Source organism: Rhodococcus sp. IEGM 1409, from assembly GCF_030056735.1.
Taxonomy (GTDB): Bacteria; Actinomycetota; Actinomycetes; order Mycobacteriales; family Mycobacteriaceae; genus Rhodococcus_F.
Map to the genome: position 1 here is coordinate 140,129 of NZ_JASHKN010000002.1, position 17,300 is coordinate 157,428.

The 17,300-nt window shown below is 62.1% G+C and carries 14 protein-coding genes; 8 read left to right on the forward strand and 6 right to left on the reverse strand.

Annotated elements, in window-relative coordinates:
* Nucleotides 1-27: 27 nt before the first annotated feature.
* A complete protein-coding gene (gene phoA, locus QM716_RS06595; RefSeq protein WP_283303318.1) occupies nt 28-1,560 on the reverse strand; it encodes an alkaline phosphatase in 1,533 nt (510 codons plus the stop codon).
* Nucleotides 1,561-1,828: 268 nt separating this feature from the next.
* Here phoA and QM716_RS06600 point away from each other — a divergent pair, with 268 nt between their 5' ends.
* Entirely contained in the window at nt 1,829-5,116 is a 3,288-nt protein-coding gene (locus QM716_RS06600; RefSeq protein ID WP_283303320.1) for an error-prone DNA polymerase, read from the forward strand.
* A 291-nt stretch (nt 5,117-5,407) separates the two neighbouring features.
* Here the strand turns inward: QM716_RS06600 and QM716_RS06605 are convergent, their stop codons facing one another.
* The gene (locus tag QM716_RS06605) at nt 5,408-6,019 is read right to left on the reverse strand and encodes a transposase (protein ID WP_283303322.1); all 612 of its coding nucleotides are present in this window, start codon (nt 6,017-6,019) and stop codon (nt 5,408-5,410) included.
* A 69-nt stretch (nt 6,020-6,088) separates the two neighbouring features.
* Here QM716_RS06605 and QM716_RS06610 point away from each other — a divergent pair, with 69 nt between their 5' ends.
* From QM716_RS06610 to QM716_RS29330, 3 genes are all read left to right on the forward strand, one after another.
* Complete coding sequence (locus tag QM716_RS06610; RefSeq protein WP_283303324.1) at nt 6,089-6,229, forward strand: hypothetical protein; 141 nt, start codon at nt 6,089-6,091, stop codon at nt 6,227-6,229.
* 268 nt (nt 6,230-6,497) lie between these two features.
* Complete coding sequence (locus QM716_RS06615; RefSeq protein ID WP_283303326.1) at nt 6,498-7,196, forward strand: DUF8817 family protein; 699 nt, start codon at nt 6,498-6,500, stop codon at nt 7,194-7,196.
* Nucleotides 7,156-7,374 (forward strand): zinc-binding dehydrogenase, encoded by a 219-nt coding sequence (locus QM716_RS29330; RefSeq protein ID WP_502941968.1) that lies wholly within the window; start codon nt 7,156-7,158, stop codon nt 7,372-7,374. Before QM716_RS06615 ends, QM716_RS29330 begins: the two co-directional genes overlap by 41 nt.
* On the opposite strand, the gene QM716_RS06620 is transcribed toward QM716_RS29330, so the two are convergent.
* Both QM716_RS06620 and QM716_RS06625 read right to left on the reverse strand, forming a co-directional pair.
* Nucleotides 7,361-8,251, reverse strand: a complete 891-nt coding sequence (locus tag QM716_RS06620; protein ID WP_283303327.1) for a poly(ethylene terephthalate) hydrolase family protein — start codon at nt 8,249-8,251, stop codon at nt 7,361-7,363. The two genes, QM716_RS29330 and QM716_RS06620, sit on opposite strands and share 14 nt — an antisense overlap.
* A gap of 33 nt (nt 8,252-8,284) precedes the next feature.
* Nucleotides 8,285-8,524 (reverse strand): hypothetical protein, encoded by a 240-nt coding sequence (locus QM716_RS06625; protein ID WP_283303329.1) that lies wholly within the window; start codon nt 8,522-8,524, stop codon nt 8,285-8,287.
* 141 nt (nt 8,525-8,665) lie between these two features.
* Between QM716_RS06625 and QM716_RS06630 the strand changes: the two genes are divergently transcribed.
* Nucleotides 8,666-8,974, forward strand: coding sequence for a rhodanese-like domain-containing protein (locus QM716_RS06630; RefSeq protein ID WP_230813203.1), 309 nt, complete (start codon nt 8,666-8,668; stop codon nt 8,972-8,974).
* A gap of 48 nt (nt 8,975-9,022) precedes the next feature.
* Here QM716_RS06630 and QM716_RS06635 read toward each other — a convergent pair whose 3' ends face one another.
* Nucleotides 9,023-9,664 (reverse strand): dihydrofolate reductase family protein, encoded by a 642-nt coding sequence (locus QM716_RS06635; RefSeq protein WP_283303332.1) that lies wholly within the window; start codon nt 9,662-9,664, stop codon nt 9,023-9,025.
* A gap of 74 nt (nt 9,665-9,738) precedes the next feature.
* On the reverse strand, nt 9,739-10,824 hold the full coding sequence (locus tag QM716_RS06640; RefSeq protein WP_283303334.1) for a TDT family transporter: 1,086 nt from the start codon (nt 10,822-10,824) through the stop codon (nt 9,739-9,741).
* Nucleotides 10,825-10,914: 90 nt separating this feature from the next.
* Between QM716_RS06640 and QM716_RS06645 the strand changes: the two genes are divergently transcribed.
* The 3 genes from QM716_RS06645 (at nt 10,915) to QM716_RS06655 (ending at nt 17,299) form a co-directional block, all read left to right on the forward strand.
* Nucleotides 10,915-11,826 (forward strand): LysR family transcriptional regulator, encoded by a 912-nt coding sequence (locus QM716_RS06645; protein ID WP_283303336.1) that lies wholly within the window; start codon nt 10,915-10,917, stop codon nt 11,824-11,826.
* Between the two features lie 274 nt (nt 11,827-12,100).
* On the forward strand, nt 12,101-12,934 hold the full coding sequence (locus QM716_RS06650; RefSeq protein ID WP_283303337.1) for a DUF3626 domain-containing protein: 834 nt from the start codon (nt 12,101-12,103) through the stop codon (nt 12,932-12,934).
* Between the two features lie 180 nt (nt 12,935-13,114).
* The gene (locus QM716_RS06655) at nt 13,115-17,299 is read left to right on the forward strand and encodes a bifunctional nitrate reductase/sulfite reductase flavoprotein subunit alpha (RefSeq protein ID WP_283303339.1); all 4,185 of its coding nucleotides are present in this window, start codon (nt 13,115-13,117) and stop codon (nt 17,297-17,299) included.
* The last annotated feature ends 1 nt before the right edge of the window (nt 17,300 follow it).

Below are 17,300 nucleotides of genomic sequence, written 5' to 3' on the forward strand. Positions count from 1 at the left end.
GAATTACCGGGTCGGGTGTTTCTCAGGTCAGTGCGCTGCGACCTTGGAACGGTCGAGACCCAGCGCGTCGGTCATCGTGAAGAACAGATCGGTCTGATCCGTGAGGCCACTGACGTTGGCCGCATGGGGGCCGAAAGCTGCTACGCGCAACTGAGTTCCGGTATGTCCTTCGGACTCGACGGCCGGATCTTCGGACGTTCCGTAGCTGATCGTCATCTCCGAGCCGTCCTTGGTGGTCAGCTTGCGGGTCAGGCCGGGGTAGACGATTTCCTGGGCGCGCTCGGCCGGGATGTTCTGGTCCTTGGCGATGCTGGCGATGTCGTCGGCGCTGACGTTGGTGACGATCTGACTGGTGTGAGCGTGGTCGGCTGTGACGATGACCAGGGTTTCTCCGTCGGTCTTCGCGAATTCGAGTGCCTTCTGCACCGCTTCGTCGAGGTCGACGGTTTCACCGATCTGGCCGCACGCGTTGGCTGCGTGATCCTGCTTGTCGATCGAGGCACCTTCGACTTGGAGGAAGAAACCGTTGTCGTTGACCTTCAGTAGATCGATGGCCTTCTGAGTCATGTCCGCGAGCTTCGGTACGTCGGAGGTTCGCTTGGGGTTGTCGACGCAGGTTTCGGCGGGCTGCAGGTAGCCGTCACGGGTGGCGACGGATCCTTCCCAGCGGACGGGCATGTTGCCCTCGGCGAACAGGCCGAGCACGGGCGCATCCTGATCGGCTTTGCCGACCTCGTTCATCTCGGCGGCGTTCTTCACCAGCTGGTAGCCGCGGGCTGCGGCCTGCTCGTTGAGCGTCTTGCCTTGCCAGTCACCGGCTTTTGCAGTCTCGGCGAAGGACTTGGCGCCACCGGCAAAGGTGACGTCGGCGCGGGTGTCGAGGAGCTGTTCGCTGATCGATCCCTTGCCGCCGTTCTCGAGGGCGTTCTCCGGGCAGGACTTGGACGTCGCCTCCGGTCCGTAGCACTTGCGGCCACTGACGTGCGCGACTTGCACTGCGGGGGTGGCGTCCTGCACCTCGGCGGTGGAGACGTTGCCGGTGGCCTTGCCGTTCGCCTTGGCGATCTCGAGGACGGTCGACTGGGCCTGACCCTTGATGTCGACGGAAATCGCGCCGTTGTAGGTCTTGGTGCCGGTGGACCACGCCGATCCGCTGGCTGCGGAGTCGGTGACGTAGTCGGGCTTGCCGTCCTTGGTCAGTGCGTAGTGCGTGTACTGGCCGGTGATCGGCAGGGCGTCGAGACCGGGGAAGCTGCCGGCAGCGCCCTCGGCGTAGTTGCGCGCGGCCGTGATCTCCGAGTCGCCCATGCCGTCGCCGATCAAGAGAATGACGTTCTTCGCGCCGGAAGCGTTGACGGCGTCGCGCACTGCGGCCGACTGATCACCGTCGATGCGACGAGCACCACCGTTCGAGGACAGTTCGCCGGTCGAGGCGCGATCGACGGTCGTGCCGTTCGAGCCTGTGGCCTCGTCGGCACTGCTGCTGCAGCCGGCAGCGGCCAGAACGGCGACGGCGCCGGCGACGGCCGTCAACCTACGTGTGTTGCGCGAGAACGACATACTAGTAGCACTCCTGGAAACAGTGTGGATGGAGATGATGAACGCCGCTAATGGTCTGGTTCCAAAGTGAACGGAGTGCAGACATGCGTACATCTGAATGTGACGAGACGGTGAGGGTTGAGATTCGCTCTGTTGACTGCGAGTGAGTGACCTGTCAGACTTAATCTGCATCGAACATCAGTTCGATGCATGTGGTGCGTCTTCCCTTTCGGCATCCTCGAGCAGTCGGTCGTCCGTGACGGCCGGCTCGATCAGGTGCGAGGTCAGTGTGGGTTGGGGAAATGGGCCGCCGACGTGGTCCGAGATGGAACGGGTGCTTTCAGGGCGGCCCGGCCGCGTGGAACATGAGGATTTGTTCCCCGGCGATGGAAGTGACAGCCCCGCCTGGTCGCGAAAGCGCGGCGAGTACCACGCAGGTGAGCTCACCCGTGGCACCGGCGTGGTTCCTTATGCAGAGTTGCACGCTCACTCGGCCTTCAGTTTCCTCGACGGCGCATCGCCGCCGGAAGAGCTGGTCGAGGAAGCAGTGCGTCTCGGACTCGAAGCTATCGCCGTCACGGATCACGACGGGTTCTACGGCGTGGTGAGGTTTGCGGAAGCCGCACGTGAATGGGGAATGCGCACCGTGTTCGGGGCCGAGTTGTCTCTGGATTCGGTACCCAGAACCGGGTCGGCTGATCCCGGTGGAACGCACCTCCTGGTACTTGCCCGTGGGCAGGAAGGGTATCGCCGGCTCTCTCGGGAGATCGCTACCGCGCATTTGGCCGGCGGTGAGAAGGGCAAACTGCAGTACAACTACGACGTGCTGACCGAAGCGGCCGGTGGGCACTGGCAGATCCTGACCGGGTGCCGCAAAGGTCATGTGCGGCAAGCCTTGACGTCGGGTGGTCGCGAAGCTGCGGCGGAGGCCTTGCAGGATCTGGTCGAGCGTTTCGGGGCAGGGCGAGTGTCGGTGGAGCTCACCCATCATGGGTTGGCGGAGGACGACGAGCGCAATGCAGTTCTGGCCGAACTGGCGAGAGAGCGTGGATTACGTACGGTGGCGACCACCGCCGCGCACTTCGCCGCTCCGCCGCGTCGACGCCTCGCCATGGCGATGGCAGCTGTGCGATCGCGTCAAAGTTTGGACGAGGCGGCCGGATGGTTGGCCCCTACCGGCGGAGCGCACCTGCGGTCCGGCGCGGAGATGGCGACACTGTTCTCGCTCTATCCCGAGGCAGTCAGTGGCGCCGCCGATCTGGGACGCGAGTGCGCTTTCGATCTCAAGCTCATTGCACCCAAATTGCCACCGTTCGACGTTCCCGCCGGTCATACCGAGGCGTCGTGGTTGCGTGAGCTCACCATGTTGGGGGCAATGGAACGCTACGGTCCACCGGAAAGTGCACCGAAGGCATACAAACAACTCGAACACGAGCTTGCCATCATCGCGGGTTTGAATTTTCCCGGATACTTCCTGGTGGTACATGACATCGTCTCGTTCTGTAAGAACAACGACATCCTCTGTCAAGGAAGAGGTTCCGCCGCGAACTCGGCGGTGTGTTACGCGATCGGCATCACCAATGTCGATCCGGTTCGCAACAAATTGCTGTTCGAGAGGTTTCTTGCGCCCGAACGTGACGGCCCGCCCGACATCGACGTGGACATCGAGTCCGACCGCAGGGAAGAGGCGATCCAGCACGTGTACGCGAAGTACGGGCGTACGTACGCCGCGCAGGTCGCCAATGTCATCACCTATCGAGGAAAGTCGTCGGTGCGGGACATGGCTCGGGCGCTGGGCTTTTCGCAGGGCCAGCAAGATGCGTGGAGTAAGCAGGTCGGCCGGTGGGGTGGTATCGACAAGAACGCGGATACCGATATTCCGCGTCCGGTACTCGAACTGGCGGCGCAAATCGAAGGCTATCCGCGGCACCTGGGCATCCACTCAGGCGGCATGGTCATCTGCGATCGTCCCATCGCCGACGTCTGCCCGGTGGAGTGGGCGCGGATGGCCAATCGCAGTGTCCTGCAATGGGACAAGGATGATTGTGCTGCCGCTGGGCTGGTCAAGTTCGATCTGCTCGGCCTCGGCATGCTCTCCGCTTTGCACTACATGATGGATCTCGTGGCCGAGCACAAAGGCATCACAGTCGATCTGGCGCAACTCGATCTGTCGGAAACAGCGGTGTACGAGATGCTGCAGCGGGCAGATTCGGTGGGGGTGTTCCAAGTGGAATCACGTGCGCAGATGGCGACACTGCCGCGTCTGAAGCCTCGAAACTTCTACGACCTGGTGGTCGAAGTCGCGCTCATCCGTCCGGGGCCGATCCAAGGCGGATCAGTGCATCCGTACATTCGTCGGCGCAACAAACTCGAACCTGTGTCCTACGACCATCCATCGCTCGAGAAGGCACTCGAACGCACGCTGGGAGTTCCGCTGTTCCAAGAACAGTTGATGCAGATGGCCGTCGACGTTGCGGGTTTCACACCGTCCGAGGCCGACCAATTGCGTCGGGCAATGGGATCGAAACGCTCGACCGAGAAGATGGAGCAACTGCGGGCGAGGCTGTACCAGGGCATGCGAGACCTACACGGCATCGGCGACGAGGTTGCCGACCGGATCTACGAAAAGCTCTATGCGTTTGCCAATTTCGGTTTCCCGGAAAGCCATTCACAGAGTTTCGCCGCGCTGGTCTTCTACTCCTCGTGGTTCAAACTCCATCACCCCGCTGCGTTCTGCGCCGGGCTTCTGCGCGCGCAGCCCATGGGTTTCTACTCACCACAGTCCCTGGTTGCCGATGCGCGCAGGCACGGAGTGCAGGTACACGGTGCCGATATCAACGTCAGCCTCGCACACGCCACCGTCGAGGCAGGTGGATTCGAGGTTCGGCTGGGATTGGGGGAGGTGCGCAACATCGGCGATGCACTGGCCGAGAAGATCGTCGAACAGCGCGACCTCGGTGGACCGTTCACGTCGTTTCTCGATCTGACCGGGCGGGTGGAACTGACTACCGCACAAGCTGAATCGCTGGCGACCGCCGGTGCGCTAGCCAGCTTCGGTATCTCACGTAGAGAAGCGCTGTGGGCAGCGGGCGCTGCGGCGGGGGAGCGCCCCGACCGCTTGCCCGGTATCGGTGCGTCGGTCACAGCTCCCACCTTGCCCGGCATGAGCGACGTCGAATTGGCGGCGGCGGATGTCTGGGCGACGGGAGTATCTCCCGACACCTATCCGACACAATTCCTCCGCCCACAGCTGGACGCGCTCGGCGTGGTGCCGGCTTCGAGACTTCTCGACATCCCGGACGGTGACCGTGTGCTGGTGGGGGGAGCTGTCACACACCGGCAGCGTCCGGCCACAGCTGCGGGCGTCACGTTCATCAACCTCGAGGACGAAACCGGCATGGTCAACGTCGTGTGTTCGGTGGGGTTGTGGGCAAAGTATCGAAAACTGGCAAATACGGCGCCGGCGTTGCTTATTCGAGGAAAGGTGCAAAATGCAGAAGGCGCTGTCACCGTCGTGGCAGACCGGATGCAGCTGATGGATCTGCGAGTCACGGCCAAATCGCGAGACTTCCGTTAACGCCGGATTCCGGCCACCGATTTGTGCCGAGAGGACAAGGACAGTTTTGTGCCGAGAGGACAAAGGCGAGACCGAACTCTGACCTCCGAACATGTGGCGCGGGTCACAATCGTCCCTAATGTTGTCGCTTGAGTGGCGATCGATTCACCAACCGCAGCGACCGTCAGCTGCCTCATTGGTGAATATGTCGCGGCTGAACATGGCCGCGGACCCAAATGCGCTGAACCCAAAGCGCTTTCGATTCGAACGGGAACTCCATGAGCACAGCGATCCTCGTCGCACACGGAACCGTCACGACAACCTCCGAATGAAGGTGTTGCGCTGGATCAATCCCGGCAACGGCGAATGGATGGTTGAGATGCTGGAAGACCTCCCGCGCAATCGCACGCTTTCAAATCCGGATAAGTCCGGAGGTTTGCCTGCCGTTGGCTCGGTGGGCAACAACGACCTCACGAGTACGATGCGCACCAATGCAATCGTGTGTAGCGCGCAATTCGCATCCCGATCACCACCACGAGATAGCCGATAGCGGACGGTCTTTCCCGACGACGCCGGAACAGGAGCAGTCCCACACAACGCAGCGAACGACGCTTCCCTGCGAAGCCGCTCCGGGTTGCCACCCGCAGTGATCAGCAACTGCGCCGCCGTCGAGGGGCCGACCCCCTTCGCCAACAACAACGTCGGATTCGCCGCCGCGACCAGGTCCCGAATCTGAACCAGCACGTCTTCTGCTTGAGCGGTGAGGTACTGATGCCGCTTTGCCAGGTATTTCAGGGCAGTCGGTACCACTCCGCCGATGCCTCTCTTGGCGGCAGGCCGACACATCGCCAGGGCGGTGAACAGCTTCTTCTCCTTCAACTGCCGGTACTTCTCACGAATTTCGACAGGCGCGGTGACAAGCATCTGATGTAAGTTCTGTGGCGTCAGCTGAAACAGCACGGGCTGCCCACCCGCGCTGCTCGGAACTCGGCAATGATCGCCAACGTCACCCACCTCGACGCCGTCGTCGTCAGCGATCTCTTCGGTATCGCTCCTAAGACGGCGCACAAGTGGGCCCAGTATGCGGACACCAGTTGGGCCGCATATCTCGCGGCGCAGGGGAACCCCCAGTAATCCGTCGAATTCAGCTACCAACGGTGAGGCGATTCGACGCAGCAACCGGCGGCCTGAAACCTGTGGATCACGCTCTGCCCGAGGATATCCGACCAAATCTCTTGGTCTACGTACCAATCCGAACAGATGCTGCCAATCGACGAATTGTTGATGTAGTGGTCGGCGCTACCGGAGTCCTCTAGATAGCGCTGATCAGCGGATGACCAGGGAAAGTTGGGGTTCTCACTTTTATGTGCGCGAGGGGGATTCGATCCTTATCGTCGGGTGCATGACTGAGAAGACGATTCCCGCGCTGATGGCCCGCTCGATTGATCCGGTGGCCGATTTCTACACTGCTTTGGGGTTTGAGATCACGTTCCGGCAGAGTGCGCCGTACCAGTTTCTGACCGTGCAGCGTGGGGGTATCGAGCTGAACTTCTACGGAGACAAAGATTTCAATCCGGTGTCCTCCTCGCATGGCTGCCTGGTCAACACCGATGACGTCGACTACCTGTACGCGATCTTCATACAGGGACTGGAGGAGACCTTCGGGTCAGTGCCCACGCAGGGGGTACCGCGGGTGGGTGCGTTGAAGGATATGAGCTACGGGGTCCGTCAGTTCCTAATGACCGATCCCGGTGGGAACACCATCCAGATCGCCCAGCCGATCAGTGAGGATCAACGGCACAGGCCGTTGCCGCAGGAGACGTTCGATCGGGCGATTCATATGGGCTCTCTGTTCGCCGATTCCAAGCAGGACCTTGATCTGGCGGTGAAGGTCCTCGACCGGGCACTTCATCGCAGCGACGAGGAGCCGACTGCCGTGCAGCTCGTGAAGTTACTGGTGCTGCGGGCCGACGTGGCGGTCCGCCAGGGTGAGCTGGATCTGGCCCGAGAACTGTTGGTTCGTGTGGGGCAGACGGGGATCGGTGGACCGGAACTTGCTGATGACTTGCGGAGGGCCGCGGAACTCGAGGCCGGGCTGTGAACCGAATCCAGGTGCCAGGCGGGCTGAGGCTGTAGTCAGCAGTTGGCATGTGATCACGGGACGCTCTGTCCACAGCCTCGTCATCGATTCTTCCTACAGCCTCGACCGCCTCGCTGACGCGTTCGAGCAACAGAAATCAGGGCAGGCCTACGGCAAGATCGTCATCACAAACCCTTGACGGCTTGCCGGTCCCAATGGGAATCGGTGAGAATTTCCGCCGAGTCGCCGACAAATGCCTGGGCCGCAGTCTGGTCACCGCTGAGGGTGAACCTCAGCCACGCGGTGAGGTAGCCACGAAATCCTTCACCGTCTGCGGCCCAATTGTGGCTGACTCCAAGCAGTCTGCCGCGGACGGCCGGCCCAGTGGTTTTGTCGAAGTACTCAGCTTGCGGATCGGCGGTGGAGACCGGGTCGTCGGCGCCGGTCATGAAGAACGTCGGTCCGGTCAACTGGGCCACGTCGATCACGTCGACAGGTCGCGAGGCCCACCACGGATCAGGCAAATCGAGTACCGCCGTGGCGGTGATCAGATTCGCGGACTGGGTTGCCGCGTTGATCGCGCCACCGGCGCCCTGGGAGTGCCCGACCGAGGCAATGTTGTCAGTGTCGATCCGCTGGTGAAAGATGCTTTCCGCGTTGGTGTCCTGATCGACGACGTACTGGGCAGCTCCCAAGATCTCGGTACCGTCGCCGGTGACGCTGCTGTCGGCCACCACAACGACAAAACCCCAAGAAGCGAGATGCTGCAGGAGCGCTTCGTACTCCTCGTAAGTCGCATAGCTGCCGTTGCCGAAGGTGACGACGGGATGCCGTTCCTCGACTGTGGCGATATCGGTGGGATAGAAGAGCTGATACCCCGTCACCGATTCCTCGGTGACCTCGTGGGAACCGGTATTCGCGAATATCTCACTGACCGACTGCTGTACGACGGTCTCGGTCGCAGACACGTCGGGAGTAGCCGGAACCCCCGCGGTGGCATGAGTGACGGCACCCGAGAGCGCCAGTACACACGATGCAGTCACGACGGCGATCGAGTATGTGGTTCGAGAAGGCATGGGCACAAGTATGTCTTGTACGGTCGTGGTCGGTCAGGCCGAGACGCGTGTGGGCCGTTCTTCGCCGATTCGATCCCGGATGAGAAAGATGGCGATTACCCCGAAGACGACCAAGCGGACCGTGAGTAGAGAGGTGACGGCTGCGGCGCCGATGATGATGCTGGAGGCGCTCGCGACGACGTTGTCCGTCTCGATCTGCTCTGCAAAAACACGGGAGGTTACCTGCCCGACCGCAAGATAGAAGGCCAGGTAGACGGCGATCAGCAGGAGCACTTTCCACACCGTGGACGACGCCGAAAACCGGACTTTCCGGGGACGGTATTGGTCATTGTCAGATCGCAAGGGGAGTCGGAGGAACGCGCGCGAGTACCGTCTATTCGGACAGCAGCGAACATGAAGGCGGGCGCAGAAAAAATGTTGGAAGTCGATTTGAATGCACTGGACACGGCTTTGGCAGCGGGTGAGCCGTTGATCGACGTCCGTGAGGCCGACGAGTTCGCTCAGGTTCGAGTTCCGGGTGCGACGCTCATTCCGCTCAGCGAGTTCGTCGCTCGCGTGGGCGAGATTCCAGACGCCGAAACCGTTTACGTCATCTGCGCTGTCGGTGGCCGTAGCTTGCAAGCGGCAGAGTATTTGCAGGCTCGCGGCATCAATGCGGTTTCGGTGGCCGGTGGAACGATGGCGTGGTACCAGTCGGGGCGCCAGGTCGAGACCGGAGCCTAGGGCGTGACCGATGGGGCAGCTTCAGTTTTCCGGAGCTGCCCCAACAGGTCACTTTCGCCAGAACAAGTGGTGCGTCACGCCGCTCGGGCTCGGCACTATTTCGAGGTTGAAGCGATCTCGTAACTCGTCGGGTGACTCCCACAGCCGCAGACCTGATCCGAATTCGATCGGGCAGACCACCACGTGCATGGCGTCGACAAGGTCTGCGTCGAGGAATTGCCGGATGGTGCTGACTCCGCCACCGAGCCGAACGTCCTTGCCTTGTGCTGCCTCGCGTGCCTGCGCGAGAGCCGTCGCCGGGTCGGCGTCGACGAAGTGGAATGTCGTGTCCGAGAGCGTGAACGAGGGCCGCACGTGGTGGGTCAAGACAAAAACCGGGGTGTGGAACGGCGGCTCGTCGCCCCACCAGCCCTGCCACTCGAGATTCTCCCACGGACCGCGGTAAGGGCCGAACTTGTTGCGGCCCATGATTTCGGCACCGATGTTGTTGGAGAAGTCCCGGGTGAAGTAGTCGTCGAGGCCTCGGCTGCCGCCGGGATCGGTGCGATTGGGCCAGCTGGCCGTAGCTCCCGCCCACGCAAACATTTCACCGTGGTCGAGGCCGAACGGGCTCTCGAAGCTTTGGTCCGGACCGCACGCTATTCCGTCACTGGAAATGCTGAAATTCTGCACTCGTAACAACTGACTCACCGTGTACTCCCGCTCTCGACAATGGTCTACGTGAGTACAGACCGTACGGCGAGGCAAAACTCATCGGTGCGAATTCATGCAGCCGCCGGGAGAGCTCCACTGCGGATCGATCGGACGGTCCGGACCGCGACGGTTGCCCAGATGGGGATCAGCACGGTCAGCAGGGCAAGTGCGATTCCCAGAATCAGCGTCGAACCGGTGGCGACTCCGAAGGCATTCGCTCCGACTGCACATGCTCCGATGGGGAAGGTGAAGCTCCACCAGCCGAGCGAGAAGTCCAAGCCGCGGCGCAGTGCGTGGATGGTCACGGTGGTGACGGTGACAAATGCGATGACGCCGATGATTCCGACGACGGTTCCGTATGCGATTCCGAATTCGTGCAGGGTGTCGGCGTGCTCGGTACTGAGTGCATGCCGTGAGGCGGCGGCCAACAGGTTGGATGCTGCGATCGACTGTCCGATCACGCCCAACGGAATCCACAGCGAGGGAATGGCATTGAACGGGATCACATCAACGCCGGCCGAGCGGTTGCGTGCGAACTGCCTCGCGACGGCTATCAGAATGCCGATAGCGGCGGTCAGTGCCAGAGCGAACAGGATGTAGCAGAAGATCAGTACCGCGATGCGCGGAGCGCCTTCGGGCATGTGGGTGCTGACCGCTGCGCCGGTGGTGGCCGAGACCATCGGAGGTACGACGGGCATGAGCCAGAACGGCATTGCCGTCGCCATCCCAGCATCTCGAACGAGACGAATCATCATCACGACGTAGGTGACCAGGCCGAGTGCCGTGCCGAGTATCCACAGAGTCAGCGAGACGGTGATCGCCACGTCGTGGCCGAGGAAGTCCGGCCCGGTGATGCCGGTTGCCGATCCCACGGTCAGTAGGGCCATGGCGACGGCTCCGTAGAACGGGAACATCGCGGGGCTGTGCAGGTAGGCGAGGGCCTGACATCGATGTTGTGACCAATGGCGGGCAAATGCGCCGATCAAGGCGCACAGTACGAGAACCGCCAGAACCCAGAAGATTTCCGAGACCAGCTTCAAGCCCTCGATCTCCGGTTCGAGCGAAGCGGCGGCCACCGAGACGATTCCCGTTCCCATCGCGGCCGCGAACCAGTTCGGGGTGATGTGGGCGAAGGTGGGACTCGTTGTGGTGGTCATGTATTTCACTGTCGTCTCATCCGGTTCGTACCGGTAGACCGGTTGTCCTTGAATGCCCACAAATCCGCCTTGTGGGTCTAATCTTGGTCTATGTCGTTGTCTCCTCGGGTGCCGGAACTCAGCGCCCTCGACGTCCTGCTTTCCGTAGGGCGTCTGGGCAGCATGGGTGCTGCCGGCAGGGAGCACGGGCTCAGTCAGCAGGCAGTCAGTGCGCGCGTGCGTTCGGTCGAGCGTCAGCTCGGAATCAAGGTCTTCGATCGAGCTGCGACGGGTGTACGTCCCACCGCCGAGGGTGGACTGATTCTCGAATGGGCCAGCCACATCCTCGTCAGTGCCGAGGAAATGGCATCGGGAGTTGCCGCTCTTCGCGGTGAACGCGACGCTGCCGTCACGGTCGCGGCCAGCATGACCATCGCCGAGTATCTGGTCCCCGGGTGGACGGTTGCGATGCGCCACAAGTTCCCCAACGTCGTGGCGTCGGTGAGTTTGCACAATTCCTCGGACGTCTCTGCTCAAGTCCAGGCAGGTAAGGCTGATATCGGATTTGTGGAAGGGCCGGATGTGCCGTCAGCGCTCGCGTCGTGCGAGGTGGCGCGTGATCACCTCGTCGTGGTTGTGCCGCCGGGGCATGACTGGGCGAACGGAGTGCCTGTTCCGGTCGCGGATCTCGCGCGCACACCGCTCATTCAGCGCGAGTCAGGGTCCGGGACGCGTCTGACGCTCGAGAATGCTGTTCCCGATTGTGTGCCGCCGTTGCTCGAGCTCACCTCGTGCACCGCCGTCAAGGCTGCGGTGGTGGCAGGCAACGCCCCGGCCGTTCTGTCGTCGCTGGCAGTTGCGGCCGACCTGACGGACGGCCGACTGGTCGCGGTCAACGTCGACGGCTTGCGGATGCCGCGGCGACTGCAGGCCGTCTGGGATCCCGATCGCGGATTGCGCGGTGCGGCACGAGATTTCCTCGACATCGCGCTCGGTTCCAACACCGCTGTTCATTCACGCTGACGGCTGCGGCTGCTATCTGACGGTGTCGATCCCCGCGAGGATGAGGTTGATGCCTGCCAGAAACTGCTCGCGGTCGTCGTGGTCGCGCAGTTGTGCTGTCACCTGATTGAGGAACGAGTACTTCGCGGAGTCGAGTTCTTCCCACCGCGTGGCGACGGTCGTGAGGAATGCGCGGACTCACACGTGATCCTTGATCTCTGCCTCGGTGAAGGCGCACCGCACTCACTGGTCGACTTCTTCACCGGTGCTGCTTCCGTATCCGGATAATGGGCGTATGCCTGTCGATTCCACTCCCGCGTCTGCCGCGATTGCGCACGTGCGCGGTCTCTCGAAGGGTGGCCCGTTGGATCGAAATCACCGGGTGACGTTGCACTTTCATCCAGACTTCCCGTTCGAAAGTGGTCTGACACTGGCCTCGATCGCACGTCAAGGCACCTACGTGACCCAGTTCGAGACTCGTACGAGCAACGGCGGACTGACGGCACACCACGGCGGCGACCGTTGGCGTTGGGAGAGTCGGATTTTCGGCGGAGCCTACGACGAGCGAGAGCCGTCGGAACGGCCGAAGTACGGATCATTGAACTTTTCCGCCGATCTGTACGGGGCATCTCCTCGGTTCGGCTCGTCCTACTTCCGGCTTGCCGAGCACACGCTCGACCGCACCACTTTCTGCTTTCCGGACAGCGTCTTCGAGCCCGGCCTCTTCGGAACGGCGGAAGCGATGAGCTTGGTTGACGCCGCCGTAGCCGCCGAGTTCGAGGATCCGCTCGACCACTACATCGAGGCACACGTTCACGGCGTCGTCGACATCGGAACGGACGTCGAGGCGCTCGTTCTGGATCCGAGTTACCGGGGCACACGGATCGAAGAGATCGCCCACTCGCTCACGTGCCCGGTGTTGTGGCACGACGGTTACGCGGTCGACGCCGACGAGGTCGCCGAACATCCCGACTATCGGGGAGCTACCGTCGTCGACATTGCCCGAGAGGTTGCGCTCGATGGTCGACTGACGCCTGCCGTCCTGGGTCTCGCCCGGCGCGGCTCTTACGATCCGCAGGACGTCAAAAAGGTCTGGCACTACATCGCTCGATTCGGCGGCAGGGCGTAGAACTGGGCATTCGCGGATCCCGGCCCGTCGACGACTGTTGGTTCCAGGACCGCACATCAGTCCGAAGGCCGCGGTGAGGAAAGAGTGATTGATACGCAACATCGGGCATGAACTCCCGAAACAACTGCATCCGAAGATAGAAGTCGACCTTGATCCTCGGTCGAAGGGATGCATGAATCGATGGGCGCTCAACTCACTACCACCAGTGTCGACACCCTCTGCGCGTACTGCGGGGTGGGCTGTGGTCTTGTCCTCGACATCATCACCGATCCGGAGACAGGGCGTCGGAAGGCCGCGAAGTCGTCCGGTCTGAAGACACATCCCGCCAATTTCGGACGTTTGTGCACCAAGGGCACCACGACGGCGGACATGCTCGCCGGACCGGGGCGCATGGAATCTGCGTATCGGCGCCCGCACCGAGGTGAGGCGATCGAAGCTGCGGACATGAGCGCAGTCATCACCGAAACGGCCCACCGCCTGCGGGCAATCATCGACGAGCACGGCCCCGACGCGTTTGCGTTGTACGTGTCCGGGCAGATGTCTCTCGAAGCCCAGTACCTGTCGAACAAACTGGCCAAGGGCTTCATCGGCACCAATCAGATCGAATCGAATTCCAGGCTGTGCATGGCCAGTGCCGGCACCGGATACAAGCAATCGCTCGGCGCCGACGGACCGCCCGGTTCCTATCAGGACTTCGAACATGCTGACGTGTTCTTCGTGACCGGCGCGAACATGGCGGACTGCCATCCGATCCTCTTCCTTCGAATGCAGGAGCGGGTCAAGGCCGGCGCGAAGTTGATCGTCGTGGATCCTCGACGCAGCGCCACCGCAGACAAGGCGAACTTGTTCCTGCAGATCGCTCCCGGCACCGATCTCGCACTACTCAACGGACTTCTCCACCTGCTCGTCGTGAACGGGCACACCGATCCGGACTTCATCGCCGAATTCACCGAAGGCTGGGAGGCTATACCCAGCTTCCTCGAGGAGTACACACCGGAGAAGGTCAGCGAGATCACCGGCATCCCCGAAGTCGACATTCGCACCGCAGCACAATGGATCGGTGAGGCCGACAACTGGATGAGCTGTTGGACAATGGGTTTGAACCAGAGCACCCACGGCACGTGGAACACCAACGCCATCTGCAACCTTCATCTGGCGACTGGTGCGATCTGCACGCCTGGTAGCGGTCCGTTCTCGTTGACGGGGCAGCCGAACGCCATGGGTGGGCGTGAAATGGGCTACATGGGGCCAGGTTTGCCAGGTCAGCGTGCCGTGATGGTCGACGCCGATCGCGACTTCGTCGAGGAGCGATGGGGGATCCCCGCGGGCTCGCTGCGCACCGAAACCGGCGGTGGGACCATCGACCTGTTCTCCCGAATGGCGGCGGGTGAAATCAAGGCGTGCTGGATCATCTGCACCAATCCTGTTGCGACGGTTGCCAACCGCAAGACCGTCATCGACGGATTGGAGAAGGCTGACCTCGTCATCACCCAGGATGCGTTCTTGGGTACCGAGACCAACGAATACGCCGACATCCTGCTGCCGGCGTCACTGTGGACAGAGTCCGACGGAGTGATGATCAACTCCGAACGCAACCTGACGCTCTTCCAACAGGCACTGGATCCGGTCGGGCAGGCGCTGCCTGATTGGCAGATCATCGCCCGAATCGCCTGCGAGATGGGCTATGCCGAGGCGTTCACCTACACCAGCGCCGAAGAGGTGTTCGAGGAGATCAAGCAGTTCTGGAATCCGAAGACCGGCTACGACTTACGCGGCGTCACCTACGAGCGCCTCCGCAAGTCACCGATCCAGTGGCCATGCCCGCCCGAGAGTAATCAGGACCGTCATCCCATCCGGTACCTCAATGACGGCGTCAGTCAGAGGCTTCTGGTCCGAGAGGACGGCAGCACTCCGCGCCTCGCGTTCCCCACCGCCACCGGCCGCGCGATGTTCTTCGCCAGGCCACACATGCTTCCCGCCGAAATGCCCGACGACGACTACCCGTTCCTGCTCAACACCGGTCGTCTTGCGCACCAGTGGCACACCATGACCAAGACCGGCATGGTGGCCAAGCTGAACAAACTCAACCCCGGGCCCTTTGTCGAGATCCATCTCGACGACGCCGCTCGACTCGGCGTCGTCGACAAGGACGCGATCGAGGTCGCCTCACGCCGTGGCCGCGCAGTGCTCCCGGCCGTGGTCACCGACCGAGTGCGTCCGGGAAACTGCTTCGCACCGTTTCACTGGAACGACGCCTTCGGCGAGTACCTCTCTATCAACGCCGTCACCAACGACGCCATTGACCCTGCCTCCCAGCAACCGGAGTTCAAGGCCTGTGCCGTCACTATGACGAAGGTCGCCGTGAACACACCCGAAACAGAGCTCGCCGAATCGCCGCGGGTGGCTCCCGTGGCGGCTGATCGGGCTTTGTCGCGAACCGATGTCCTCGCTGATGTCATCGGTCAAACAGGAACACCCGCAGTGGTATTCGATCCGCTCCAGCAGAGCTACCTGGCAGGTCTTCTCGCGGCGTTGCGTGCGGATGCCGATCGCACTGCCGGGGTGCCGACCTTGCCTCCGGCTGCACCCTTCGATGCCGAAAAGAGGATGTGGGTAGACGGTGTCTTGGCCGGCCTGTACTCACGGACCTCACTCCCTGGCACTGACGGCCCCGCGTTGTCATCGGGTATGGACACTGCCTCCGAGCGGGCGCCGATCGTCGTGCTCTGGGCGTCGCAGACCGGAAACGCGGAGGAGTTTGCCGCGGCCTGCGCTGCTCGTCTCGGGGAAGTCGGCTTACCCGTGGTGATGCACGCAATGGACGAGTTCCCGGCCGCCGACCTGGCGGCCGCCCGAGAGGTCCTGCTGATCACCAGTACCTCCGGTGACGGCGAATCCCCGGACAACGGCAGCGGTTTCTGGGATGCCCTGGTTGCTGACACAGCGCCTCGGATGGGCGAAACACGGTATGCAGTCATCGCTTTCGGTGACTCGAACTATGACGACTTCTGTGGACACGGACGAAAACTCGACGCCCGCCTTGCTGAACTGGGAGCCAGTCGTATTGTCGATCGTGCCGACTGCGAGCCCGATTTCGAAGACACAGCCGCTGGATGGCTCGACGCGGTCACGGCCGAACTGCAGGGCGCGGCGGCTGGCGGGACGACCGACGTCGTCGTTGCAAAGAAGAATTCCGGCATAACTGCTGTGGCCGCGCCGATTTCATCGGCGGTAGCGGTGCCACCGCAGTACAACAAGAAGGCGCCACTGACTACAGCTTTGACGCGCAATGTCGTGCTCAACCGGCCAGGCTCTTCCAAAGACGTGCGGCAGTTGGGCTTCCACCTTCCGGACGACACGGTCAGTTACGAAGCCGGCGACGCTCTCGGAGTCTGGCCGCGAAACAGCTCCCCGTTTGTCGACGAGTGGCTCACCCTTACCGGCCTCGACGGTGAGGAGACCGTCGAACTGGGGCAGTACGGTGAGATGGCCTTGCGTACCGCGCTCACCGAACGCCTGGAGATCACTCGAATCTCGAGCGACATGCTTCGGTTCGTGCATCAACGAACTCGCGATGCGGACCTGGCCGAGTTGATGAAGCCGGAGAACATCTCCACGCTCAAAGACTGGTCGTGGGGACGACAGTCCGTCGACGTACTTGCGCAGTCGCCCGTTCGTGCTTCGACGGACGAATGGCTCTCGTTACTCAAACCGCTTCAGCCGCGGTTGTATTCGATATCTTCCAGTCCGAAAGAGAACCCACGTGAAGTGCAGTTGACGGTGTCCGCCGTCCGATACAACGTCGCGGGCGTCCCACGCCGTGGAGTGTGCTCGACGTATCTCGCAGATCATGCTGACGGTGATGACATCGGAATCTACGTGCAGAAGTCGACTCACTTCCGGCCTCCGTCCGATCCCGAGACCCCGATGATCATGGTTGGCCCAGGGACCGGCATCGCGCCGTTCCGCGCTTTCCTGCACGAGCGCCGGGCGTTGGGGCACACGGGTCCGAACTGGCTGTTCTTCGGGGAACAGCATGCCGCGACCGACTTCTACTACCGCGAAGAAATCGAAGAATTGCGGAAAGACGGTTTCCTGACCGAACTCGACCTCGCATTTTCCCGGGATCAAGCCGACAAGGTCTACGTGCAGGACCGGATGCGTGAGCGGGGTGCGCTGCTGTGGGAGTGGCTGCAGAAGGGTGCACACTTCTACGTCTGCGGCGATGCCAACCGGATGGCCAAGGACGTCGACAACGCCCTCAACGGGGTAGTTGCTCAACACGGAAAACTGGCCCCTCGTAGTGCCGAGGCGTATGTGAAGGCTCTTTCGGCGGAGAAGCGCTACGTCCGAGACGTCTACTGAC

What these genes read in the sequence shown, in the direction of transcription:
- phoA (WP_283303318.1), bottom strand. Translation starts at nt 1,560, where the DNA reads ATGTCGTTCTCGCGCAACACACGTAGGTTGACGGCCGTCGCCGGCGCC.
- QM716_RS06605 (WP_283303322.1), bottom strand. Translation starts at nt 6,019, where the DNA reads ATGCTTGTCACCGCGCCTGTCGAAATTCGTGAGAAGTACCGGCAGTTG.
- QM716_RS06610 (WP_283303324.1), top strand. Translation starts at nt 6,089, where the DNA reads ATGATCGCCAACGTCACCCACCTCGACGCCGTCGTCGTCAGCGATCTC.
- QM716_RS06615 (WP_283303326.1), top strand. Translation starts at nt 6,498, where the DNA reads ATGACTGAGAAGACGATTCCCGCGCTGATGGCCCGCTCGATTGATCCG.
- QM716_RS29330 (WP_502941968.1), top strand. Translation starts at nt 7,156, where the DNA reads ATGACTTGCGGAGGGCCGCGGAACTCGAGGCCGGGCTGTGAACCGAAT.
- QM716_RS06620 (WP_283303327.1), bottom strand. Translation starts at nt 8,251, where the DNA reads ATGCCTTCTCGAACCACATACTCGATCGCCGTCGTGACTGCATCGTGT.
- QM716_RS06630 (WP_230813203.1), top strand. Translation starts at nt 8,666, where the DNA reads ATGTTGGAAGTCGATTTGAATGCACTGGACACGGCTTTGGCAGCGGGT.
- QM716_RS06640 (WP_283303334.1), bottom strand. Translation starts at nt 10,824, where the DNA reads ATGACCACCACAACGAGTCCCACCTTCGCCCACATCACCCCGAACTGG.
- QM716_RS06645 (WP_283303336.1), top strand. Translation starts at nt 10,915, where the DNA reads ATGTCGTTGTCTCCTCGGGTGCCGGAACTCAGCGCCCTCGACGTCCTG.
- QM716_RS06650 (WP_283303337.1), top strand. Translation starts at nt 12,101, where the DNA reads ATGCCTGTCGATTCCACTCCCGCGTCTGCCGCGATTGCGCACGTGCGC.
- QM716_RS06655 (WP_283303339.1), top strand. Translation starts at nt 13,115, where the DNA reads ATGGGCGCTCAACTCACTACCACCAGTGTCGACACCCTCTGCGCGTAC.